Source organism: Candidatus Binataceae bacterium (genome assembly GCA_035308025.1).
Classification (GTDB): Bacteria; Desulfobacterota; Binatia; order Binatales; family Binataceae; genus JAJPHI01.
Map to the genome: position 1 here is coordinate 96,382 of DATGHL010000030.1, position 22,977 is coordinate 119,358.

18 protein-coding genes are annotated in these 22,977 nt (G+C 63.5%); 2 read left to right on the forward strand and 16 right to left on the reverse strand.

The annotated features are described in order from the left end of the window. Window positions 1–20 precede the first annotated feature (20 nt). The 16 genes from VKS22_09530 to VKS22_09605 form a co-directional block, all read right to left on the reverse strand. The gene (locus tag VKS22_09530; GenBank protein HLW70849.1) at window positions 21–2,162 is read right to left on the reverse strand and encodes an ATP-dependent DNA helicase RecG; all 2,142 of its coding nucleotides are present in this window, start codon (window positions 2,160–2,162) and stop codon (window positions 21–23) included. Then, window positions 2,159–5,365 (reverse strand): carbamoyl-phosphate synthase large subunit, encoded by a 3,207-nt coding sequence (carB, locus tag VKS22_09535; protein HLW70850.1) that lies wholly within the window; start codon window positions 5,363–5,365, stop codon window positions 2,159–2,161. Before carB ends, VKS22_09530 begins: the two co-directional genes overlap by 4 nt. Before the next feature lies 1 nt (window position 5,366). After that, on the reverse strand, window positions 5,367–6,557 hold the full coding sequence (gene carA / locus VKS22_09540; protein HLW70851.1) for a glutamine-hydrolyzing carbamoyl-phosphate synthase small subunit: 1,191 nt from the start codon (window positions 6,555–6,557) through the stop codon (window positions 5,367–5,369). Then, the gene (locus VKS22_09545; GenBank protein HLW70852.1) at window positions 6,557–7,927 is read right to left on the reverse strand and encodes a dihydroorotase; all 1,371 of its coding nucleotides are present in this window, start codon (window positions 7,925–7,927) and stop codon (window positions 6,557–6,559) included. The genes carA and VKS22_09545 overlap by 1 nt, the downstream gene beginning before the upstream one ends. Further along, window positions 7,924–9,864: an aspartate carbamoyltransferase catalytic subunit gene (locus VKS22_09550; protein HLW70853.1), complete on the reverse strand. Its 1,941-nt coding sequence runs from the start codon at window positions 9,862–9,864 to the stop codon at window positions 7,924–7,926. Before VKS22_09550 ends, VKS22_09545 begins: the two co-directional genes overlap by 4 nt. 3 nt (window positions 9,865–9,867) lie before the next feature. Continuing rightward, entirely contained in the window at window positions 9,868–10,416 is a 549-nt protein-coding gene (pyrR, locus tag VKS22_09555; GenBank protein HLW70854.1) for a bifunctional pyr operon transcriptional regulator/uracil phosphoribosyltransferase PyrR, read from the reverse strand. Window positions 10,417–10,649: 233 nt separating this feature from the next. Further along, entirely contained in the window at window positions 10,650–11,354 is a 705-nt protein-coding gene (locus VKS22_09560) for a hypothetical protein (protein ID HLW70855.1), read from the reverse strand. Window positions 11,355–11,405: 51 nt separating this feature from the next. Beyond that, window positions 11,406–12,110 carry a signal peptidase I gene (gene lepB / locus VKS22_09565; protein HLW70856.1) on the reverse strand — a complete coding sequence of 235 codons (705 nt, stop codon included), beginning with the start codon at window positions 12,108–12,110 and terminating at the stop codon, window positions 11,406–11,408. Window positions 12,111–12,117: 7 nt separating this feature from the next. Continuing rightward, window positions 12,118–13,920, reverse strand: a complete 1,803-nt coding sequence (gene lepA, locus VKS22_09570) for a translation elongation factor 4 (protein ID HLW70857.1) — start codon at window positions 13,918–13,920, stop codon at window positions 12,118–12,120. A gap of 45 nt (window positions 13,921–13,965) precedes the next feature. After that, complete coding sequence (locus VKS22_09575; GenBank protein HLW70858.1) at window positions 13,966–14,904, reverse strand: NAD-dependent epimerase/dehydratase family protein; 939 nt, start codon at window positions 14,902–14,904, stop codon at window positions 13,966–13,968. Window positions 14,905–14,964: 60 nt separating this feature from the next. After that, window positions 14,965–16,272 carry a UDP-glucose/GDP-mannose dehydrogenase family protein gene (locus VKS22_09580; protein HLW70859.1) on the reverse strand — a complete coding sequence of 436 codons (1,308 nt, stop codon included), beginning with the start codon at window positions 16,270–16,272 and terminating at the stop codon, window positions 14,965–14,967. A 21-nt stretch (window positions 16,273–16,293) separates the two neighbouring features. Then, entirely contained in the window at window positions 16,294–17,232 is a 939-nt protein-coding gene (locus VKS22_09585) for a glycosyltransferase family 2 protein (protein ID HLW70860.1), read from the reverse strand. After that, window positions 17,217–18,140: a PfkB family carbohydrate kinase gene (locus tag VKS22_09590; GenBank protein HLW70861.1), complete on the reverse strand. Its 924-nt coding sequence runs from the start codon at window positions 18,138–18,140 to the stop codon at window positions 17,217–17,219. Before VKS22_09590 ends, VKS22_09585 begins: the two co-directional genes overlap by 16 nt. A gap of 48 nt (window positions 18,141–18,188) precedes the next feature. Further along, entirely contained in the window at window positions 18,189–19,052 is an 864-nt protein-coding gene (mtnP, locus tag VKS22_09595) for an S-methyl-5'-thioadenosine phosphorylase (protein HLW70862.1), read from the reverse strand. Window positions 19,053–19,077: 25 nt separating this feature from the next. Beyond that, window positions 19,078–20,190 carry a 23S rRNA (adenine(2503)-C(2))-methyltransferase RlmN gene (rlmN, locus tag VKS22_09600; protein ID HLW70863.1) on the reverse strand — a complete coding sequence of 371 codons (1,113 nt, stop codon included), beginning with the start codon at window positions 20,188–20,190 and terminating at the stop codon, window positions 19,078–19,080. A 5-nt stretch (window positions 20,191–20,195) separates the two neighbouring features. After that, the gene (locus VKS22_09605; protein HLW70864.1) at window positions 20,196–20,708 is read right to left on the reverse strand and encodes a nuclear transport factor 2 family protein; all 513 of its coding nucleotides are present in this window, start codon (window positions 20,706–20,708) and stop codon (window positions 20,196–20,198) included. 147 nt (window positions 20,709–20,855) lie between these two features. Between VKS22_09605 and mdh the strand changes: the two genes are divergently transcribed. Together mdh and sucC are read left to right on the forward strand one after the other, a co-directional pair. Beyond that, entirely contained in the window at window positions 20,856–21,797 is a 942-nt protein-coding gene (mdh, locus tag VKS22_09610; GenBank protein HLW70865.1) for a malate dehydrogenase, read from the forward strand. Next, on the forward strand, window positions 21,794–22,954 hold the full coding sequence (gene sucC, locus VKS22_09615) for an ADP-forming succinate--CoA ligase subunit beta (GenBank protein HLW70866.1): 1,161 nt from the start codon (window positions 21,794–21,796) through the stop codon (window positions 22,952–22,954). The genes mdh and sucC overlap by 4 nt, the downstream gene beginning before the upstream one ends. Window positions 22,955–22,977: the final 23 nt, after the last annotated feature.

Genomic DNA, 22,977 nt, shown 5'->3' on the forward strand with positions numbered 1-22,977 from the left:
ACGCGTGCGATCGTCTCGCTCTAGCCTATATCGGCGAAGCTCACGCCCAAAGCGAGCAGTTCGTTGATCGCCGCGACGGCACGAGCTGAAGCCGCGGTTGTCAAGGCCGGGTCGCGTCGCAGCCATTCCTCGGCGAGGTCGCCAGCGCGCTCGATGAGACGCAGATCGCGAATAAAGCGGCCGAACCTGAGCGGCAGGACGCCGGTCTGCCGCAGGCCAAACAGATCGCCCGGGCCGCGCAGGCGCAAATCCAGCTCGGCGACTTCGTCGCCGCTGGAACTTTGCGTCAAGGCCGCGAGGCGCTCCCGGGCCGGCCCGCGCGCGCCGCGCGAGAGGATCAGGCAGCATCGCGAGGCAACCGCGCCCCGCCCGACCCGGCCGCGCAACTGATGGAGCTGCGCGAGACCGTAGCGCTCAGCCGCCGCGATGACGATGATCGTGGCTGCGGGAACATCGACTCCGACCTCGACCACCGTGGTCGCCACCAGCACGTTGATTTCGCCGTCGCGGAACTGGCGCATCACGCGATCCTTTTCCGCCGGACGCATCCGTCCGTGCATCACGCCGATTCCGAACTTGCCAAAGCGCCCGGCCAACCGCTTTGCTGCCGTCGCTACGGACGTGGCGTCATCGTCTTCCTCATCATCGTCGATCAGCGGAAATACATAGTAGGCGCGCCGGCCCTGTTCAAGTTCCACGCGCACCAGACGATCAACCTCGGCGCTCTCGTCCTCGGTAAATATGGTAGTCGCAACCGGCACGCGGCCCGCCGGCAATTCGTCGAGGCGCGATACTTCGAGACTGCGCAAGAGCGCCAGCGCGAGGCTGCGCGGAATCGGCGTCGCGGTCATCAGCAGGACGTTGGCCTCGGCGCCCAGCGCCAGCAGCCGCGCGCGATCGAGCACGCCGAACCGATGCTGCTCATCGATGATCGCGAGGCCCAGCCGCCCGATTCGCACATTCTCCTGAAACAGCGCGTGGGTGCCGAACGCCACTGCGATGTCGCCGCGGCCGAGAGCGCGGAGGATTCGCGCCCTCTCGGCGCCGCTCAGCCGGCTCGTCACCAGTACGCTGCTGACGCCGAGCGCGCCGCAGAGCGCTGTGAAATTGCGAAAATGTTGTTCGGCGAGCAGCTCCGTCGGGGCCATCATGACGGCTTGCCAGCCGGATTCGGTCGCACGCAGCATCGCGTGAAAGGCGACGAGAGTTTTACCGCTGCCGACATCGCCGATCAGCACGCGGTTCATTTGCGCGGGTCCCGCGAGGTCCGCGCTGATTTCAGCAATCGCCCCCCGTTGCGCATTCGTGAGCGAAAAAGGCAACGAGGCGATCAGCGCCCCACTCTGCTGGGGCTCGCCGTCGAGCGGCGCGCCGGCCCGCCGCAGACTGCGCGCGCGATCGCGAGTGAGCGCGAGCTGGAATGCGAACATCTCGTCGAGCGCAAGCGCCTGATGCGCGGGCGTCGCCGCGCCCTCAAGCACAGCCAGGTCGGCGTCGGGCGGCGGCTGATGGAGATACTTGAGCGCCTCGATTACACGCGGGAGCCCCGTCGTCGACGCTACATCGGCCGGGATCGCGTCGAGCTGCGCGCGTTCCGCTTGCGCCAGGCCTTGCGCAACAATCGATGAGAACAGGCGCTGCGGGATCTCCGGCGGGAGGCTGTACGCCGGACGAATCGCAGGCGGCGGCGAGGACTTGAGTCGATAGACTTCCGGATGAAGGATTTCGAGCGCCCCGCGCGATGCCGTCGTGACCCGTCCGCAAATCAGCACTGTTTCACCGAGCGGCATCCGGCCGTCACCGTGGAGATTGAACCAGGCAACGGCCAGCGTTGCGCCTTCGGCGTCCTTGAGCGTCGCCGTCGTCAAGCGCCGCCAGCGCATCCCGCGCATCGGCCGGGTTTGCAGCTTATCGAGCGTGCCTTCGACAATTGCAGTTACGCCCGCACGCAGATCCGCGATGCGATCGCGCCTGCGCAGATCGTCGTAGCGGCGCGGCAGATGATACAGGGCGTCGAGGAATGTACTGAGACCGCGCGCTTGCAGAATGGCGAGGCGCTTGGGGCCGACGCCGGCAACTTCGACCAGACTTGCCGCGAGCGCCGCGGACGGCTCGATGCCCGGTGCAGATTTCCCGCGTTCCGGATGGGCCGACTCGCTCAATTCGCGTGATAGTCCTGGAGCGCGCAAACTTCGAGCCCGCGCAGCTTAAGCGCAGTCATCGCCTCGACCGCCGCCTGCGCCCCGGCCATCGTGGTGAAAAACGCGAGCCGCAGCTCCAACGCGGTGCGCCGGATCGAGAAAGAGTCGGCGGTGCCCTGCTCGTCAGGCGTGTTGATCACTGCCGCGACCCGATTCGCGCGCATCAGATCGACGATGTGCGGACTGCCCTCGGCGACCTTGTTGATCATGTCGCAATGCAGCCCGAGCCGTTCGATATAGCGCGCGGTGCCACCGGTCGCGATGAGACCGAGTCCCAGCGCCGTCAGGCCACGTACAATTGGCTCCAGGAGCGGCTTATCGGCGTCGCGCACACTGATGAAGACGCTGCCCGCCGTCGGCAGTACGGTACCCGCCGCAAGCTGCGCCTTCGCAAAAGCCGCGGCAAACGATGTGTCGATACCCATGACTTCGCCGGTCGACTTCATCTCGGGGCCCAGCAGCGTATCGACGCCTGCGAAGCGCGCGAAGGGAAACACCGATTCCTTTACGGCAACATGCGCCGGAACTTGTTCACGCTCGAAGCCAAAATCGGCGAGTTTCGCGCCCGCCATCACGCGCGCCGCTAGCTTGGCCAGCGGCACGCCGATCGCCTTGCTGACGAACGGAATAGTGCGCGAGGCCCGCGGATTCACTTCGAGAATGTGAATCACATCATGAAAAATCGCGTACTGTACGTTGAGCAGGCCGATCACCCCTAACTCTTGTGCGAGCATCCGGGTCTGCCGCATCAACTCATCCTGGATCGCCGGGCTCAGCGAGCGTGGCGGGAGCACGCACGCGCTGTCGCCCGAGTGGATGCCCGCGTGTTCGACGTGCTCCATGATGCCGCCGATCACCACGCGCTCACCGTCGGCGATCGCATCGACGTCGACCTCGATCGCGCCGTCGAGGTAGCGATCGACCAGCAATGGCCGGGCTTCCGAAGCCTGAAACGCCTGATCGAGGTAGCGGCGCAGGCCGGCCTCGTCAGCGACAATCTCCATCGCGCGCCCGCCGAGCACGTATGAAGGCCGGATCAGCACCGGATAACCGATCGCGGCGGCGCCGGCGATCGCCTGGTCGGCGCTGCGCGCGAGCACGCCCTTGGGTTGGCGGAGTCCAAGCCGTTCGACCATTTGATTGAAGCGTTCGCGGTCCTCCGCACGATCAATCGCGTCCGGCGGCGTGCCGAGAATCGGCACACCCGCGTGCGCCAACGGCATCGCGAGCTTCAGCGGAGTCTGGCCGCCGAACTGAACGATAACGCCCAGCGGCCGCTCGCGCTCGACAATCGCCATCACGTCCTCGAAGGTTAACGGCTCGAAATAGAGCCGATCCGAAATGTCGTAATCGGTCGAGACGGTCTCGGGATTGCAGTTGACCATGATGGTCTCGAAGCCATCTTCTTTAAGCGCAAGGCTCGCGTGCACGCAGCAATAGTCGAACTCAATGCCCTGGCCGATCCGGTTGGGTCCGCCGCCGAGAATCATAACCTTGCGCCGATTATCGGGCGGCGCTTCGTCTTCCGATTCGTAGGTCGAGTACAAATATGGCGTAAAGGCCTCGAACTCCGCGCCGCAGGTATCGACGGATTTATAAACCGGGATGACGCCGAACTCGCGACGCAGCAGCGCAATCGCAGCTTCGCTCGAATTTTTGAGTTCGGCGATGCGCCGGTCGGCAAAGCCCATCGCCTTCATCTCGCGCAGCAGCTCGGGGTCGAGCGCGTTTGCGGCGATCCGCGACTCCGCGCTGACGATTTCCGCGATCGCGTCAATAAACCACGGATCGATCCGGGTCAGGTGGTAAACCTCGGCGGCCGTTATGCCAAGTCGGAGCGCGTCTGCCAGATAGTACAAACGCGCGCTGTTAGGCACGCGCAGATGATCGCGCACCGTGGCCAGCGCCACTGCCGGCGCGAGTCCGAGTACGCGGCTTTCCAGCCCCCACGAATCGATCTCGAGCGAGCGCAGAGCCTTCTGCAGGGATTCCTTGAAGGTCCGCCCGATCGCCATCACCTCGCCCACCGACTTCATTTGCGGCCCGAGCTCGTCCACTGCGCCGCGGAACTTTTCGAAGGTGAAGCGCGGAATTTTCGTCACCACGTAGTCGATCGTGGGCTCGAAGCAGGCCGGCGTTTTCTGCGTAATGTCGTTCGCAATCTCGTCCAGGCGGTAGCCGACCGCGAGCCGCGCCGCGATCTTCGCGATCGGAAAGCCGGTCGCCTTGGAGGCCAGCGCGGAACTGCGCGAGACGCGCGGGTTCATCTCGATCACCGCCATCCGCCCGTCAGTTGGATTAATCGCAAACTGGATATTCGACCCGCCGGTGTCGACGCCGATCTCGCGGATGATGCGCAGCGCGGCGTCCCGCATGATCTGATATTCCTTGTCAGTCAGCGTCTGCGCGGGGGCGACCGTGATCGAATCGCCAGTATGCACGCCCATCGGATCGAAATTCTCGATCGAGCAGACGATCACGACGTTGTCGGCCGCATCGCGCATCACCTCGAGTTCGAATTCTTTCCAACCCTCGATCGACTGCTCGAGCAGAATTTCATTAATCGGCGAGAGCGCGAGGCCCCAGCGCGCCTTGACGCGCAGGTCCTCGGCGTCCCGCGCGATCGATCCACCGGTGCCGCCCAGCGTGCGCGAGGGCCGGATGATCAACGGCAGACCGAGCCGCGTCGCCGTTTGTTCGGCCTCAGCAAGCGAATGAACGACCTCGGAGGCGGGAACGGCCAGCCCAATTTTGATCATCGCCTGCTTGAAGAGATCGCGATCCTCGGCCTTCTTGATGGCGGCCAGATTGGCGCCGATCAATTCGATCCCCAGACGATCCAGCACGCCGCTCTCGGCCAGCTCGATCGCGAGGTTGAGCGCAGTTTGACCGCCGACCGTCGGCAGGACCGCGTCGGGACGCTCGCGCTCGAGAATCTTCGCGATGATCTCCGCGGTCATCGGCTCGATATAAGTGCGATCCGCGAGTCCCGGATCGGTCATGATCGTCGCCGGGTTCGAGTTGATCAGGATCAGCCGCAGTCCTTCTTCGCGCAGCGCTTTCAGCGCCTGCGTGCCCGAGTAATCGAACTCGCAGGCCTGCCCGATCACGATCGGGCCGGAGCCGATCAGCAGGACAGACTTGAGATCCTTGCGCAGCGGCATGTCAGCCCGATACCGCCTCTGCGGCTGCGACGTGATCGAGCGCTTCGGCGCCGAAGCGCGGAAACGCCTCCACCAGGCGCCGGAAGCGCGCAAACAGGTGCGCCGAGTCGTGCGGCCCCGGCGAGGCTTCGGGATGATACTGCACGGAGAAAAATGGCGCCCCGATACCGCGCAAGCCCTCAACCGTGCGATCATTGAGATTGAGATGCGAAAGCTCGGCGCGGCCGGCGACCGACTCGGCGTCGACGACGAAGCCGTGATTTTGTGACGTGATCTCGACGCGCCGCCTCCGCAAATCCATCACCGGATGATTGGCGCCGTGATGGCCGAAGCCGAGCTTGTAGGTTTTGCCGCCGAGCGCCAGCCCGAGCAGCTGATGGCCCAGGCAGATGCCAAAGATCGGCCGTTTACCAAGTACTCCTCGAATCGCCTCACAGGCATAGGGCACCGCCGCCGGATCGGCTGGCCCGTTCGACAGAAAAATTCCGTCAGGATTCGGCGCAAGAATCTCCTCCGCCGTTGCGGAAGCCGGCAGCACTTTCACACGAAAGCCGCTCGCGACCAGCCGCCGCAGGATGTTCCGCTTGATTCCGTAATCGAGGGCGACGACCAGCGGTGCGTCATCCTGCGCCGTTTGCGCAGACGCAGGATAGCCACGTCCCAGCTCCCAATCCCCAATCTCCCAGGAATAGGATTCGCTGCAAGTAACTTCCTTGACAAGGTCGCGGCCGATCAGGCCCGGCGACGCCTTCGCCCGTGCTACGAGCTCATCCGCATCAAGATTGACGCTTGAGATGACCGCTTCCTGCGCCCCCGCGACGCGAATGTGGCGCACCAGTGCGCGCGTGTCGATCCCGTAGATCCCGACGACTCCCGCTCGTTCGAGATGTTCACCCAGCGCGCTCTCGGAACGCCAGTTCGACGGTCGATCGATATACTCTCGCACCACGAAGCCCTCGACGAAAACCCGTCGCGATTCGTCGTCTTCAGCGTTGATTCCGACATTGCCGATCTCAGGGTACGTCATGCAGACGATCTGGCCCTTGTAAGACGGATCGGTCAGTACTTCCTGGTAACCGGTCATCGCGGTGTTGAAGACCACCTCGCCGACGGTCTCGCCGATCGCGCCAAAGGCGCGGCCGCGAAACACCCGGCCATCCGCAAGCGCCAAAATCGCCTCGCGCGCGCTCATCAGTGCAGCCTTCCCACGCGGGCGTCATAGACGATTTTGCCTTCGACGATGGACAGCATCGCCCTTCCCTTGAGCTCCCTTCCAGCAAACGGGGTGTTCCGACTGAGCGAGAGAAATTTACTCGGATCGACGATCCACGGGTAATTCGGATCGATTACAGTAACGTCACTGCGAGCGCCAGCCGTCAGCCTGCCCGCGCCCTCGAGGCGAAGCAAGCGCGCGGGATTCAGCGACATCATCTCGACCATCCGCTGCGGCGTGATTAAGCCTTCGTGGACCATCGCGAGCGCAAGCCCGAGCGCGGTTTCGAGACCGACCACGCCATTTGCAGCAGCCGCCAGGGCTTGCGCTTCATCGGACGACAACCGCCCCCCCCGACGGCTTGCACCAAAGAGCGGCCCCAAAAGATTCAACCCCTTCGACATAGAATCGTGTGGCGCGTGATCAGTTGCGATCATGTCGATCGTGCCGTCCGCGATCGCCGCGCGTATCGCGTCACGATCGCGCCGGCTTCTGAGCGGGGGCGACATGCGCGCGTTTGCGCCGCACTCCAGCACCGCGTCGTCCTCTAGCATGAAATGATGCGGCGTGGCCTCGCAGGTCACGGCGAGGCCGCGTTGTCGCGCCTCGCGCACCGCCCGTACAGCCTCCGCGGTCGAAATGTGCGCGACATGAACCGGCGCTCTTGCACCCAGCGCGATCTCCAGATCTCGCTCCACGCGCGCACTCTCGGCGCCAGACGGGATACCGCGGACACCGAGCCGACGGGCCGTCGCGCCCTCGTTCATGGCGCCATTCGCGGTCAGCGCGCGGTCTTCCTCGTGCAATGAGATCACAAAGCCCGATGCGGTGACGCTGCGCAGCGCGGTCGCCAGCAGCGCGGCATCGTCGATCGGGATGCCATCGTCCGAAAACAGCCGGGCGCCCGCCGCGGCCATCGCCGCGACGTCGATCAGTTCGCGTCCTGCGAGTCCCTTGGTCACCGCCGCGACCGGTACGAGGTGCGCCCCGCCCGCCTGCGCAGCGCGTTCGATCATGTAATGCGTAATTTCCGGGGTATCGTTGACCGGGGCCGTATTCGCCATCGCGGCGACGGTCGTAAAGCCGCCGGCCGCGGCGGCGCGCAAGCCGCTGAAAATTGTCTCCTTCTCCGGATTACCCGGATCGCGCAGATGAACATGCGGATCAATCAGACCCGGCACGACCCAACACCCCGCACACTCGATCGTCGTTACGGGTTCCTGCCCCGGCCATCGCGCGATCACTTCCGCAGATGCGATTCGACCGTCGAGCAACAGAAGATCGGCGACGCCGTCGAAACCACCTGCAGGATCAATAACCCGCCCGCCCTTGAGGAAAATTCCGCTCATCGCACCGCGCGCGCCTCAGTAAAAGGCTCGACCATCGAGTAAATCACCACGCGATCGGCGAGTTTGCGGCCGTCAGCGCCCGCGGCTTTAAGGCGCACCTGGACGCGCTCGGTCTGCGCAGTCGGGATACTTTTGCCGATATAATTCGGCCGGATCGGCACTGCGCGATGGCCCCGATCGATCAGCACCGCGAGCTGCACCGACGCCGGACGCCCGTGCCGCCATAACGCCGTCATCGCGCGTTGCACGGTCCAGCCGCTGTTAATCACGTCGTCAACCAGGACGATCGCGCGGCCATCGACGATAAACCTCCCCCCGCTATCCTCGATTCGGCGCAAACCGGCGTCGCTCGCATAGACGTCCACCGCGGCGCAGGCCGGGCGCACGCCGGTGCGGGCTTGCACGAGCTCCCGCAATCTCATCGCAAGAATTGCCCCGCGGCTGATCACGCCGACGATCGCGAGCTGCGCCGGGTCCGCCACGCCGGCCACGATCTGATCCGCCATGGTCTGACAGGCTTGTTCGATTTCGGCCGCGTTCATCAGCTCGCGCTGCGGGCCTCGCTTGTAAGGCTCGTAGCCTCGCTCCTCCGCCTCTTTAACGGTCTCGAAAACCGCCAGGGAGCCCTCTGCGATCCACTGCTGCACGTAGCCGTAGAGATTCTCGTCAAAATGATAGTACCGATGCGCCGTGGCATGGCCGACGTACTCGGCGCGCAGCTCGCGTTCGCAGAGGTCGCAGCGGATCGCCAATACCGAACGATCAGCCGCTCGCGCCAGTCGGAAGCGCGGAGAAAGATAAGCGGGTTCGTGCCGCGAAATGCAGCCGGCGTTAACGCAGCGCGGCGCCGCTTCGTGCTTGAACGCGATCAAGGTTTCACGCGCCGCCGGCGGGCGCTCGCGTTGCGCGGTCTCGAGCATCCAGACGATCAGCGCCATCCGCACCGGAACCCCGGCCGCAGCCTGCTCGAAATAAATTGCGCGCGGATCCTTGTCGAACTCATAGGCGAGTTCGTCGGTCCGCGGCAGCGGATGCAGCACGACGGCCTCCTGCGCACGGCTGCTCCGCAGCGCCCGCGCGTCGAAGTGTACGTAAGCTCCCGCAGCGTCGTCCTTGTCCGCGAAACGCTCGCGCTGGAGCCGCGTGACGTAAAAGGCGTCGAGCGCTGTCGGCGCCGCTACGGAAACTTTCACCAACAGGTCGTCACCGGTAAACAACGCCATCTGATGAGGCCCGCTGGGTGTGAGGTACAGGGCGTCGAGCGCCCCGGATTTAGAGCGGAGCTCGTCGAACGTGATCGAAGAGGGTGCGTAATCGTGCTCCGCCGCGATCCGTTCCAGCACGTATTCCGGCACCCCCATCCCGCCGTAAGGCACCGTCACGATATTCGCGCCGAAGCGGGCGAGTGCATAAATCAACGAGTGGACGGTGCGGCCGAATTTCAGGTCACCGCAAATCGCGACGGTCAGTCCTTTGAGGCGGCCCTTTTTGCGCCGCAGGATATAGAGATCGCACAGCGTCTGCGTCGGATGCTCGCGGCTGCCGTCGCCCGCGTTAATCACCGGCGCCGCAGCGTATTCCGCCGCCACTCGCGCCGCGCCGTCATTCGGATGGCGCACCACCAACAGGTCGGCGTACGCCGACACGACGCGCACCGTGTCCGCGAGGCTCTCGCCCTTCGCCGCCGACGACGCGTGCATATCCGCCGAACTGATTACCGCGCCGCCCAGGCGATGCATCGCGGACTCGAAGCTCAGGCGCGTGCGCGTTGACGGCTCATAAAACAGCGTCGCCATGACCAGACCGCTGGCTAGCGTCAGGTTTTGCCCGCGTTCGAGCGCCGCGGCAAACGTATCCGCGAGTGTGAAGATGCGCTCGATCTCGCCGATCGAAAGATCTTCAATCGAGACCAGATCGTATTTCGGGATACGCGGCATCGACTAAGCCGCCTTCCGTCCGCCGATCACGACCGCGTCCACGCCGTCAATTTCATTCAGCCGGACGTACACGCGCTGACCCTGCGGCGCCGCGATATTCTTGCCGACGTAGTCCGCGCGAATCGGCACTTCGTGTTCACCGCGATCGATTAGAACCGCGAGCTCGATCGCTTCCGGGCGTCCCAAGTCAGCCAGCGCCGTCAGCGCCGCGCGCACCGTTCGCCCGGTATACAGCACGTCATCGACCAGGATCACGCGCCGCCCTTCGAGTTGAAACGGCACGTCGCGCCCGATCAATCGTGGATCGCCCGCAGCGCCGCGACCGTCGTCGCGATAGGATGAAATGTCGAGAGTGCCGACCGGAATTCGCCCCGCCCCGATCTGCGCGAGCGCCTCGGCGATCCGGCCCGCCAGCTTGGCGCCCCGCCGCACTATTCCGACGAGTACGATCCGCTCCTGCGCAGTGTTGCGCTCCGCGATTTCGTGCGCGATCCGCCGCACCGCGCGCGCGACCGCCTCGCCGTCCATCGCCGTAGCCGCGAAGGCGCTCACGCGCGACTCCCGGCTTCGGCCCTCGAGGGCTTCTTCAGAAAAACGACCGGCGCGCGTTTGCGGCCGGTCGCTGCTGAATACAACTTCATCTTTTTCCCTTGCCGCCCTCGCAGGAGCGGCTTAAAAGGCTACGAAGATTTTACCGCGCGTAGCGGTTCAGTCAATTCATGATTTCTGCGCCGCCGCGAGGTTATTCACAACAGCACTTTGCCGCTGTACGGTGCAGGACTTCGCTAGCGCGTCGCGGTGCGCCGTTCGAGTTTGCGCAGGCGCTGATCCTGATCCCGCGTCTGCACCGTCAGGCGATCGTCGAAACGCTCGAATTTGCGGGTCAGACTGACCAGCGCCTTGTTGGTCTGCTTGAGCTCGCTGTCAATCTTCTTGACGAGGGCGCTGGACGACGCGGAAATTTCCTCGCGCACGCCCTCCGCGACTGCCGGCAATTCGCGGGCGAAATCTTTGCGCGCGGAGATCAGCTCTTTACGCAACGTTTCACCCGCCGCAGTTATCTCGCTCTTGAGTTGCGAGCTGGCAGCAGCCGCTCCCGCCGCGAACTCTTCGGCTACACGCTCGCGGATGCGCACCGCCGAGGTCTCCGCAGTCTCCGTCAGTCCCTGGCGCAGCGCGCCGAGCTGCTCGCGAAACTCAACCCGCGTGGCGCCGAGCATCTCGCCGAGCCTGACCATCTCGGCGCCCAGATCGGCGCGAGTCAGCGCGTTAGCTTCGCGATTCTCGGCGATCCGATCGGAGATAAACCGCACCTGGCGGCCAACCTCGGCAAACTGGCCGACCATTTCACCGCGCACGGCGTCGAGCTTACCGCCGAAGCCGGTCACCGCCTCCAGCACAATCTCGAAGCGCGCGCTGAGTTGTTCGAGTAGCACTCCAATGCGGTTAGCCACGTCCTCGCCCACCCGAATCTCCCCTTCCATGTTCAACTGGATACCCTATCTTCCGGGATGGAACAACTATCTTATGGGATGAATCAACTATCGTATGGGATGGAACAACCGGGACCAGCGGACGTCATAGAAACAGGTGAGCGGCGAGCTGTCGTCGGCGCACGACCAGTAGATAAACATCGCACGTCCCTCGATAGCGTCGCGCGAGACCGGGCCCCAGAAACGGCTGTCGTAGCTGCGGTCGCGATTATCCCCCATCATGAAATACTGACCGGGCTGAATCCTGACCGCCTCAAGCGTATCGCGCGGCGAAGTCGAGCGCTCGTTGGGCCCGACCTCGAAGTGCGTGTAAGGCGCGTCAACCTGAACGCCGTTCAGAATCAGCATCCCGTTCTTGATTTCGACGACATCACCCGGAATCGCGACGACGCGTTTGATGAAATCCTTGGTCTGATCTTCGGGATAGACGAAGACCACAACATCGCCGCGATGGACCCGCTCGAGCTGGAACAAATATTTGCCGTAGGGGATCTCGCCGGCAAACGGGGTCAGGCCGAAAATCGAATCCGGCATGCGCAGGCCAAAGACCAGCTTGTTGACGATTATATGATCGCCGATGAGCAGCGTCCGCTCCATCGAGCCCGAGGGAATCTTGTAGGCCTGGATCAGAAAAGTGCGCAGGACGATCGCTAGCGCCAGCGCGACGGCGAAGGCCTCGCCATACTCGCGCAGGGCGGATTTGCGCGATTCCGTGACAGGCGGCGCGGGCCATTTGCGGGCCGGTTCACTCATAGCCCGCTTACTCCCCGAGCCTCAGCAGGGCAAGAAAGGCCTCCTGCGGAATTTCCACCCGTCCCACCTGCTTCATCCGCTTCTTGCCTTCCTTCTGTTTCTCGAGGAGTTTGCGTTTGCGCGTGATGTCGCCGCCGTAACACTTGGCGGTGACGTTCTTGCGGAGCGCGCTGATACTCTCGCGCGCGAGAATCTTGGCGCCGACGGCGGCTTGAATCGCGATCTCAAACATCTGGCGCGGAATCAGCTCTCGCATCTTCTGGCACAGCGCCCGCCCCCGTTCGTAAGCGCGATCGCGATGCACGATCATCGAGAGCGCGTCCAAGACCTCGCCGTTGATCCGAATGTCCAATTTAACCAGAGAGCCCGGCCGGAAGTCCAGAAACTCGTAATCGAGCGAGGCATACCCGCGACTTCCGGACTTCAGCCGGTCATAGAAGTCGAAGACGATCTCCGCCAGCGGCATCTCGTAGTGCAGGATGACGTGCTGATGACCGGCATAGCGGAGGTCGCGCTGCACGCCGCGACGCTCTTCGCACAGGCCCATCACGGCGCCGAGATATTCCTCCGGGACGTGGATCGCCGCGAGGATGAAGGGCTCGGCGATCTCTTCGAGCTCGTTTTCAGGCGGCAGCCGCGCCGGGTTATCAACCGTCATGACCGCGCCGGCGGTAGTGCGCGCGCGGTAGGCAACAGTAGGCGCGGTGATAACCAAATCAAGCCCGAATTCGCGCTCGAGCCGCTCCTGCGCGATCTCCATGTGCAGCAGGCCGAGGAAGCCGGCGCGAAAACCGAAGCCCAGCGCCTGCGAGGTTTCCGGCTCGCAGATCAGGCTGGCGTCGTTAAGCCGCAGCTTATCGATAGCGTCGCGCAGCGCACCGTATTGATTGGCCTCGGTCGGATAGAGCCCGGCAAAGACCATCGGCTTGAGTTCTTTGAAGCCTGCCAGCGGTGCGCTCGCCGGATTCTCAGCGTCGGTAACGGTATCGCCAACCTGCATCTCGGCCACCGCCTTGATCCCGGCGACGACAAAACCGACTTCGCCCGGGCCGAGCGCGTCAGTGGCCTGCGGATGCGGCGAAAAATGGCCGAGGCGCATCACTTCGCCGGCCTTCTGCGTAGCCATCAGACGGATTTTCATGCCGCGGCGCAGTTCGCCGTCGAAGACCCGGACCAGACCGATCACGCCCTCGTAGGCGTCGTACCAGCTATCGAAGATCAGCGCGCGCAGCGGCATCCCGCGATTATCCGGCGGTGGCGATATCCGGCGGACGACCGCTTCGAGCACCTCGTCGATACCGACGCCCTCCTTGGCGCTGGTCAGAATCGCGTCGCTGGCGTCGAGTCCGATGACCTTCTCGATCTGCTCGCGGGTGCCCGGGACGTCCGCTCCCGGCAGATCGATCTTGTTGATTACCGGAACGATTTCGAGGCCGTGATCGAGCGCCATATAGACGTTGGCGAGCGTCTGCGCCTCAACCCCCTGACTCGCGTCCACCACTAGCAGGGCGCCTTCGCAGGCCGCGAGGCTGCGCGAGACTTCGTAGGCGAAATCGACGTGGCCGGGCGTATCGATCAGGTTGAGCACGTAAGTCCGCCCATCCTGAGCGGCATAGTTGAGCCGCACCGAGCGCGCTTTGATCGTTATCCCGCGCTCGCGTTCGAGGTCCATCGAGTCAAGGAACTGCTCCTTGAGCTCGCGCTTGCTGAGCGCGCCGGTGCGCTCGAGCAGTCGATCAGCAAGGGTCGACTTGCCATGATCGATATGCGCGATAATCGAAAAATTGCGAATCAGTTCGGATGCGGTCATCAAAGAGTCGGCACTCCGCCGAAGCGCGAGCATAGCACGCCGAAATTATCGGCGCTGGGCGAAGCGATCTTTGAAAAAAGCGAACGTTCGTCCGAGGCCGTCACCGAGCGCAACCTGCGGCGCCCACTTGAGTTCGCGCGCAGCCCGCGCCGGTGAAATCACCGAGCGGCGCTGCTCGCCTGCCCGCGCTGGGCCGAACTCCGGCGCAGGACGCACGCCCGCGGCCGCGGCCAGCGCGCCGTACAACTGTTTCACGTCGGTCTCGACGCCGGTGCCGATATTGAACGCGCCCGAGACCGGACTGTTGATCGCCGCGAGGTTGGCGCGGACGACGTCGCCGACATAGACGTAATCGCGGGTCTGGCCGCCGTCGCCGAAGATCGTGCAGGGCTTCCCTTCGAGCATCCGGCCGCAGAAGATCGCTACCACTCCGGCCTCGCCATGCGGATCCTGACGCGGTCCGTAAACGTTGCCGTAGCGTAGCGCGACGTAATCGATTCCGTACTGCGTCTTGTAGAAAAAAAGATAAGCCTCGGTCGCGAACTTGGCGACGCCGTAGGGGCTGACCGGCCGGCGGGGATGATCTTCATCGCAGGGAAAGACGTCCTGCTCGCCATAGATCGCGCCGCCGGTCGAGGAAAAAATCACGCGCTTGAGCCCATGCTCGCGCGCTGCCTCGAGCAAATTCAAAAAGCCGACGAGATTGACCTGGGCGTCGAAGGCCGGGTCGGCGACCGAACGGCGGACATCCATTTGCGCGGCTAGATGGACAATAACCTCGGGCCGCTCCTGTTCGATGACGGCACGGACTGCGGCGGCGTCGCGCAGGTCAGTGTGATGAAAGCTCGCGGCGGGATTGACCTGTTCGCGCTTGCCCGCCGAAAGATCGTCGAGAATCGCGACCTGATGGGCGCCGGTCGCAACCAGCGCATCCACCGTATGCGAGCCGATAAACCCGGCCCCGCCTGTCACCAATATCTTCATTAACTCCAGCGCGGCGCCTGCGTCACGCGTGCGCCGCTGCCCCCTTCAAGATTTGAACAACTAGACTGCTTTGCGGCCGATCGAGTAGTAGCTGAACTCGAGCGCCTTCATCAGTTGCGGATCGTAGAGGTTGCGGCCATCGAAGATCACCGGATTACGCAACTCCGACTTGATCCGCTGAAAGTTGGGATGGCGGAATTCATTCCACTCGGTGAGGATCATCAGAGCGTCGGCGCCGCGCAGGGCTTCGTAGTTGGTCGCGTAGTAGCTTATCCGATCGCCGAAGATGTGGCGCGCATTTTTCAACGCTTCGGGATCGTGCGCCTGGATGCGCGCGCCGGCCGCCAGCAGCTCCTCGATCACGACCAGCGAGGGAGCCTCGCGCATATCGTCGGTGCGCGGCTTGAAAGCCAGTCCCCACAGCGCAAAGACTTTGTCTTTGAGATTACCCCCAAAATGACCTTTGGCCCGTTCGAACATGAGGCGTTTCTGCGCGTCGTTAACTTTGTCGGCAGCGCGCAGAATCGAAAAATCGATATTCTGCGCCCCCGCGCTATGAATCAGCGCCTGCACATCCTTGGGAAAGCACGAGCCGCCGTAACCCACGCCGGGGAAAAGAAACTGCGAGCCAATGCGCCGATCCGTCCCCATCCCGCGCCGCACATCGTTAATCTCCGCGCCCACCGCCTCGCACAGATTGGCCATCTGGTTGATGAACGAGATGCGCAACGCGAGCATCGCATTGGACGCATACTTCGTGAGCTCGGCCGAGCGCGGATCCATTACGAGGATGGGGTTGTCGGTGCGGACAAAGGGGCTGTGAATCTCGCGCAGAATCGCCGTCGCCTGCTCGCTGGTGGAGCCGATCACGACGCGATCGGGCCGCATGAAATCCTCGATCGCGGAACCTTCCTTGAGAAATTCCGGCAGCGAGCAGACGTCGATACGGCCACCCGCGTCGCGCTCGACGATCGCGCGCACGCGATCATTGGTGCCGACGGGGACCGTGCTCTTGATCGCGATTATGTGGTAACTGTTCGCACTTTTGGCGACTTGCGAGGCGACCTCGGTAATCTGCGATAGATCGGCGGCGCCGTCGGCACCCATCGGCGTGCCGACCGCCAAAAGCGAGACCATCGAGTCGCGCACCGCCTCGGCGAGGTTGATGCTGAAGCGCAAGCGCCCATCCTTGACGTTGCGGCGCACCAGCTCCTCGAGCCCGGGCTCGTAAATCGGCACCTCGCCGGCCTTGAGCTGATCGATCCGCGGACGATTGATATCAACGCAGATGACTTCGTTGCCGCTCTCCGCCAGGCACGTGCCGCTAACAAGGCCGACGTAGCCCGTACCGATGACTGCGATATTCATGCCTTTATATTCATCCCGGTTTTAGAATTCCTCTTTGATTATGTAAACCGGCTTGCCCTGCGATTCGTGATAGGTCCGCGCGAGCATCTCGCCGATCAGGCCGAGGCTCACCAGTTGCACGCCGACGACGACCAGCAAGACCGCGAGCCACAGCGCCGGGCGGCTGCCGAGCTGATGGCCCAGCACCACCTTCTCGAATACCAGTATAGCCGTCCAGGCCGTACCGAGCGCACCGATAATTAGACCGATCAGGCCGAAAAACTGGATCGGACGGGTCGAGTAGCCGGAGAGAAACCGCACCGTCATTAGATCGAGGAGCGTGCGCACGATTCGTCCGGGCCCGTAGTTGGAACGCCCGGCGCGGCGCGGACGAAAATTCACCGCGACCTCCGCGATCCGTGCGCCCTGCTCCGCGGCGATCGCGGGCACGAAACGATGCATCTCGCCGTAAAGCATCAGTTGTTGTGCGAGCCCGCGCCGATAGGCTTTCAGCGTGCAACCGTAATCGTGCAGCGCGACGCCGGTAATCCACGAAATCAGCGCGTTGGCCGCTTGCGACGGGAGCCGCCGCGTCAACCGTGACGCGCGCCAGCGATCGATCCGCCAGCCGCTGACGAGGTCGAAGCCGTCGTCCAGCCTGGCCAGCAGCGCGGGAATGTCGGCAGGATCATTCTCGCCGTCAGCGTCGATCGCGACCACGATCTCACCGTTCGCGTGATGAAGCCCGCAGGCCAGCGCCGCGGTCTGGCCGGAGTTGCGCGCGAGCCGGATGACACGCACGTGCTCGTCGCGCGAGCGCAGGTCGCGCAGCAGCTCGGCGCCACCGTCGATGCTGCCGTCGTCAACAAAAATAATCTCATAGCTGCGGCCGAGCCCGCGCAGCACTTGATCGAGTTCGCGATACAGCGGCGTCAGGTTCTCCCGCTCATTGAAGAGCGGAACAACTACTGAGACATCCATCGCGAATGATGCGAATCGGTCAACTCGATAAAGGCCCGATAGCGCTCTTCGATATCTTCCCAGGCCAGCGTGGCGAGCCGCTCGACCGCGAACTTCTCGACCGTGAACGAAGCCAGCACGCTGCCGTAGACGATTCCGGTGCGCAGAATCGATTCGGTAAGGCGGCCGGTGCGCGCCAGCCAGCCCATCAAGGCACCCGCGAAAGTGTCGCCGGCGCCGGTCGGATCGATGACCTCTTCGAGCGGCCAGGCGGGCGTCGCGAACATCGAGTCGCCGCCGAATTTGAGGACGCCGTATTCGCCGCGCTTCACCAGCACCGTCTTCGGGCCCAGCTTGAGGATCGCACGGCCGGCGCGGATGAGGTTGGCTTCGCCGGTCAACATCCGTGCTTCTTCGTCGTTAAGAGTCAGGATATCCACCCGCGGCAACAGCTTGAGCAGCGCCGGACGCGCATTTTCGATCCAGTGATTCATCGTGTCGGCCGCGACCAGCTTCGGGCTCGCGACCTGCGACAGCACGTGGAGCTGAAGCTCGGGCGAGATGTTGCTGAGGAAGACGTAGTCGGCGCGCTGCTGATCGGGCAGCAGATCGGGCTTGAAGCCCTCGAAGACGTTGAGCGCGAGGCTGACCGTATCGCGGACGTTCATATCTTCGTGGTAGCGGCCGTGCCAGCGAAAGGTGGGGCCCTCGATCTGCGCCATCCCGCGCAGATCGATACTGCGCTCGCGAAACAGCCGCCAATGCTCCTCGCGGAAGTCGCTGCCGACCGCGGCGACGATACTGACCGGCGCAAAGAAGCGCGCAGCCAGCGCGAAAAAACTCGCTGACCCGCCGAGCGCCTCGCTGACGCCGCCGTGAGTGGTGTCGATCGTGTCGTAACCGATCGTGCCGACTACCACTATACTCATACGAAAACTTCTCTCACTTGCGCCTCTCGTTGATTGCGGGCATCTGCCCTACAGATATTTTCCGATGATCGGCCGCAGATCTTCGGCGACAGCGGCTGGAATCGCTTTGCGATCGGTAATGATCGCGTCCTTGAGCGCCGCGCCGCAGGCACATGAGCGCCGCCGCCCGGCTAATGCAGTAGTCAGATTCGCGATCGCGCGCTGCGCCTTCTCGACGTTGGCGCGCATCACGCGCAGGATCTCGCCGATATCCACCGGGCCGGCGCTCTGATGCCAGCAGTCGTAGTCGGTCACCAAGGTCAGCGTCGCGTAGCAGAGCTCGGCCTCGCGGGCGAGCCGCGCTTCCTGCATCGCCGTCATGCTGATTACGTCAACGCCCCAGGTGCGATAGAGATTTGATTCGGCGCGCGTCGAGAATTGCGGCCCCTCGATACAGAGATAGGTTCCGCCGTCGTGGACCTTCGCGTCGCCCGCGCGCCCAGCCTCGACCAGAGTGCGGTTCAAGTCTGTGCACACCGGGTCGGCGAGCGAGACATGCGCGACGATCCCGTCGCCAAAAAAGGTTGAACGGCGCTGATAGGTATGATCGATAAATTGATCCACCACCACAAGGTCGCCGGGCGCGATCGCCTCCTTCATGCTGCCCGCGGTGCTGACCGAGACCAGTCGCTGCACCCCAAGCAACTTCATGCCGTAGACGTTCGCGCGATAATTGAGTTCGCTCGGCAGAAGCCGATGGCCGCGGCCGTGACGGGCGAGAAAGACCACTTCGGTTTCGCCTATCCGGCCGCGATAATAGGCGTCGGAGGGCGCGCCGAACGGGGTCGTCAGCTCGATCTGCTCGACCAGCTCCAGCCCCGGCATCTGGTAAAAACCGCTACCGCCGATTACGCCAAGTATCGTCCCCGCCATGCTCTTCCTTGCTCAACTCGCCCGCTCAACTCGCTGCTTGATCTGCGTACAACTGGCCGCAGGCGGCCGCGATATCCTGTCCGCGGCTCTCGCGAATCGTCGCGGTCAAGTTACCCTGTTGCAGAATCGCTTGAAAGGCTTCGACTCGCGATCGCGGACTCGGCATGTAGCTCGCGCCCGCGAACGGATTGAAGAAGATCAGGTTCATCTTAGCGCGGATCGGCGCGAGCATCCGCACCAGCCGCCGCGCATCCTCTGCCGAATCGTTGACGCCATCGAGCATCACATACTCGAAGGTGATTCGGCGGCGGCGCTGAATCGGCAGCTCGCCGCAGGCGGCCAGCAGAACCTTCAGCGGATAGCGCCGATTGATCGGTGCGAGGCGATCGCGGATCTCGTCGGTCGTCGCGTGGAGCGAAACCGCCAGATTCACCTGAAAGTCGCCGAGCAGCCGTTCCATCATAGGGACGAGCCCGACCGTCGAGACCGTGATTCGCCGGGGCGAGATGCCCATGCCCCACTCCGCGGTCATGGTCGCGAGCGTCCGGCTCAGACGCGGATAGTTGGCGAGCGGCTCGCCCATCCCCATGAAAACGAAATTGGTCAGCGCCTCATCCGCCTCGAGTTCGCGGCGCGCTGCTATCACCTGGCCGAGGATTTCGGCAGCGCTGAGATTTCGCCGCAAGCCCATCAGCGCCGTCGCGCAGAAACTGCACCCCATCGCGCAGCCCGCCTGACTCGAGATGCACAGCGTCACCCGTCCCGCGCCAGGGATAATCACGCTCTCGATCCGCTCGCCGTCGGCCAGGCGGAGCAGCAGCTTGCGGGTGCCGTCGGCGGCGCGATCGCAATGCGCGACCGCCAGCGCTTCAATCTTAAACTGTTGCTTTAATGATTCCCGCAGTGCGGCCGGCAACTCGATCATCTCGTCGAACGCTTCCGCGTCGCGCCGCCAGAGTCTCTGCGCAATCTGGCGGGCACGAAACGAGCGCTCGCCGGCGACGACGATCATCTGTTCGAGTTCCTCGAACGGCAGATCCCGAATCTCCCGCCTGATGCCGCCGACTGCGCCGATCGCGATGCCCTGCTCTGCGTCCACCGCGTGATTGTAACTGAAACCAGTCAGGCCTACAGACACACCTATCACCGCATCTTGAGCTTATCCTCCTGCGCCCAGCCCTCTTTGAGCGGCACCATGAAGTACGGGAGCAGGCTCATCTTCTTGAACTTCCACTCGCCGTTGCGCTTGACGTAGTCGTCGTTGAAGCGCGCCGCGACCAGAAAGGCCTCGCCGCCGTAAATCGGCTTGGCCTCGAGATAGGAGACGCCGTGACCGTGATCGCCGTGCAGCTCGATCATGTGATTATGGATGAACTGCTTCACCCAACTGATGCGCGGGCGGTTCTGATCCCGCACCGGACCGTCACCGACGATGCCGCCGTAGAATTTGGCGATTTCGGCGTGTCCCTTGGCTTTTCCCAGATGCGCGAAGTCGAGCTCGCCATCCTCCACGAACAGACTCGGGATCTCCTTGAATTTTCCCTCGTTGACGTACTCGTGATAGCGATAGCGCAGATTACGAATCGCCTCACAATCAGTCATCGCCTGAACCTTGCCTTCGAGTTCTTTGACGCGCGCTTCCAAATCTGCCGCCATGATGCCGTCCTCCGTTCCGTTACGTTCGACTCCCTCTCTATCACGCCGCTAGCTTCTCGCCCAAAGCTCGATTTGCGCTAAGCCGAAGCGCCGATATATAAAATTACGCGCTTAACGCGACACTCTACCCCAGCGGAAATTGTAGCCGTGCCCAAAAGAAACAAGATCGCCTTTGTCGGCGCCGGTAACGTCGGCGCCACCTGTGCCCACCTGTGCTTCCTGCGCAGCCTGGGCGATATCGTCCTCTACGACATTATCGAGGGGCTGCCCGAGGGCAAGGCGCTCGATATGCTCGAGTCCGCCCCGGTGCTCGGCATTGACGTGAAAGTCACCGGCTCGACGAAGATTCGCGACATCGCGGGCGCCGATTGCATCGTCGTCACGTCGGGCTCGCCGCGCAAACCGGGCATGAGCCGCGACGATCTGCTCAAGATCAATGCCGGCGTGATGAGTAACGTCGGCGCCGCGATCAAAGAGGTCGCGCCGGAAGCCTTCGTGATCGTCGTCACCAACCCGCTCGACGCGATGGTCACGCAGATCAAGCGCGTCACCGGCTTTCCCAAGCGTCGCGTGGCCGGCCAGGCCGGCGTGCTCGATTCGGCGCGCTACCGCACATTTCTCGCGAGCGAGCTCGGGGTCTCCGTCGACAGCGTCAAAGCGATGGTCCTTGGCGGCCACGGCGACGACATGGTGCCAGTGCGCAGCTACACCACCTGCGGCGGCGTGCCGATCGAGCGGCTGATCGATGCCAAGCGGCTCGAAGAGATCGAAACCCGCACGCGCAATGGCGGCGCGGAGATCGTCAACCTGATGAAGACCTCGTCCTACTATGCAGCGGGCACCGCGGTTTATCGGATGGTGGAATCCTTCATGCTCGACAAAAAAGAGGTTCTGCCGGCGGCGGCCTATCTCGAGGGCGAGTACGGCGTGCGCGGGCTATACGCTGGTGTGCCAGTGGTTATCGGCGGCGGCGGGGTCGAGAAAGTGATCGAGATCGATTTGACCGCGGCCGAGAAAAAGGCTTTTGAGTCGTCGGTCGGTCACGTGCGCGAACTGATCGAAGCGATGGACAAGGTGCTCTCAGCATGAATATCCACGAATTTCAGGCCAAACAGATCCTAAGCCGCTTCGGCGCTCCGGTCCCCAAGGGCCAACCCGCTTCGACGCCGGAAGAGGCGGCCGCGGCGTTCACGGCGCTCGGGCAGCCCAAAGCCGTCGTCAAAGTGCAGATTCATGCGGGCGGACGCGGTAAGGCAGGCGGCGTCAAGGTGCTCTCGAGCGCGACCGAGGCCCGTGACTTTGCCGCGAAGCTGCTCGGCAAGCCGCTGGTCACTCATCAGACCGGCCCTGAGGGCCGCGTCGTCCGCCGCATGTATGTCGAGCAGGCCAGCGAGGTCGCACGCGAGCTCTACCTCGGGATGGTGGTTGATCGCAAAGCCGAGGGGGTCTCGATCATCGCGAGCACTGAGGGCGGGATGGAGATCGAGGAGGTCGCGGCGAAAACTCCGGAGCGGATTATCACCGAGCCGATCGATCCGATCATCGGGCTGAGCGGTTTCCAGTCGCGCAAAATTGCCTTCGCCCTCGGCCTGCGCGACAAGCAGGTCGGCCAGTTCGGCGCGACCCTCGCCGCGCTCTATCGCGCGTTCAACGAGACCGACGCTTCCCTCATCGAGATCAATCCGCTGGTCGTGACCAAGGACGGCAGCGTCATCTGCCTCGACGCGAAAATGTCTTTTGACGATAACGCGCTGTTCCGTCATCCCGAGATCCGCGAGATGCGCGACTCGAACGAAGAGGATCCCGCCGAGACCGAAGCCGGCAAATACGATCTCAGCTACGTGCACCTCGACGGCAATATCGGATGCATGGTCAACGGCGCCGGCCTCGCGATGGCGACCATGGACATCGTGAAGTATTACGGCGCCGAGCCGGCGAATTTCCTCGACGTCGGCGGCGGCGCGAATTCGCAGAAAGTCGCGGCCGCCTTTCGCATCCTGCTCGCCGACGAGCGGGTCAAAGCCGTGCTCATCAATATCTTCGGCGGCATCATGCTTTGCGACGTCCTCGCACAGGGCGTGGTCGACGCCGCGCGCGAGGTCAAACTGAGCATTCCGCTGGTGGTCCGGATGGAAGGGACCAATGTCGATAAGGGCAAGCAGATTCTCAAGGATTCCGGCATCGCGGTGATTGCCGCGAGCGATATGGCCGATGGCGCCCGCCGCGTCGTCGAGGCCATACACTAGTGGAGTGCGGTTGCCGCGCGGAA

Coding starts and splice junctions, on each gene's coding strand:
- VKS22_09580 (HLW70859.1), bottom strand. CDS start 16,272: ATGAATATCGCAGTCATCGGTACGGGCTACGTCGGCCTTGTTAGCGGC.
- carA (HLW70851.1), bottom strand. CDS start 6,557: ATGAGCGCGCGCGAGGCGATTTTGGCGCTTGCGGATGGCCGGGTGTTT.
- VKS22_09550 (HLW70853.1), bottom strand. CDS start 9,864: ATGCCGCGTATCCCGAAATACGATCTGGTCTCGATTGAAGATCTTTCG.
- VKS22_09575 (HLW70858.1), bottom strand. CDS start 14,904: ATGAAGATATTGGTGACAGGCGGGGCCGGGTTTATCGGCTCGCATACG.
- VKS22_09590 (HLW70861.1), bottom strand. CDS start 18,140: ATGAGTATAGTGGTAGTCGGCACGATCGGTTACGACACGATCGACACC.
- lepA (HLW70857.1), bottom strand. CDS start 13,920: ATGACCGCATCCGAACTGATTCGCAATTTTTCGATTATCGCGCATATC.
- carB (HLW70850.1), bottom strand. CDS start 5,365: ATGCCGCTGCGCAAGGATCTCAAGTCTGTCCTGCTGATCGGCTCCGGC.
- VKS22_09585 (HLW70860.1), bottom strand. CDS start 17,232: ATGGATGTCTCAGTAGTTGTTCCGCTCTTCAATGAGCGGGAGAACCTG.
- sucC (HLW70866.1), top strand. CDS start 21,794: ATGAATATCCACGAATTTCAGGCCAAACAGATCCTAAGCCGCTTCGGC.
- lepB (HLW70856.1), bottom strand. CDS start 12,110: ATGAGTGAACCGGCCCGCAAATGGCCCGCGCCGCCTGTCACGGAATCG.
- mtnP (HLW70862.1), bottom strand. CDS start 19,052: ATGGCGGGGACGATACTTGGCGTAATCGGCGGTAGCGGTTTTTACCAG.
- VKS22_09605 (HLW70864.1), bottom strand. CDS start 20,708: ATGGCGGCAGATTTGGAAGCGCGCGTCAAAGAACTCGAAGGCAAGGTT.
- VKS22_09545 (HLW70852.1), bottom strand. CDS start 7,927: ATGAGCGGAATTTTCCTCAAGGGCGGGCGGGTTATTGATCCTGCAGGT.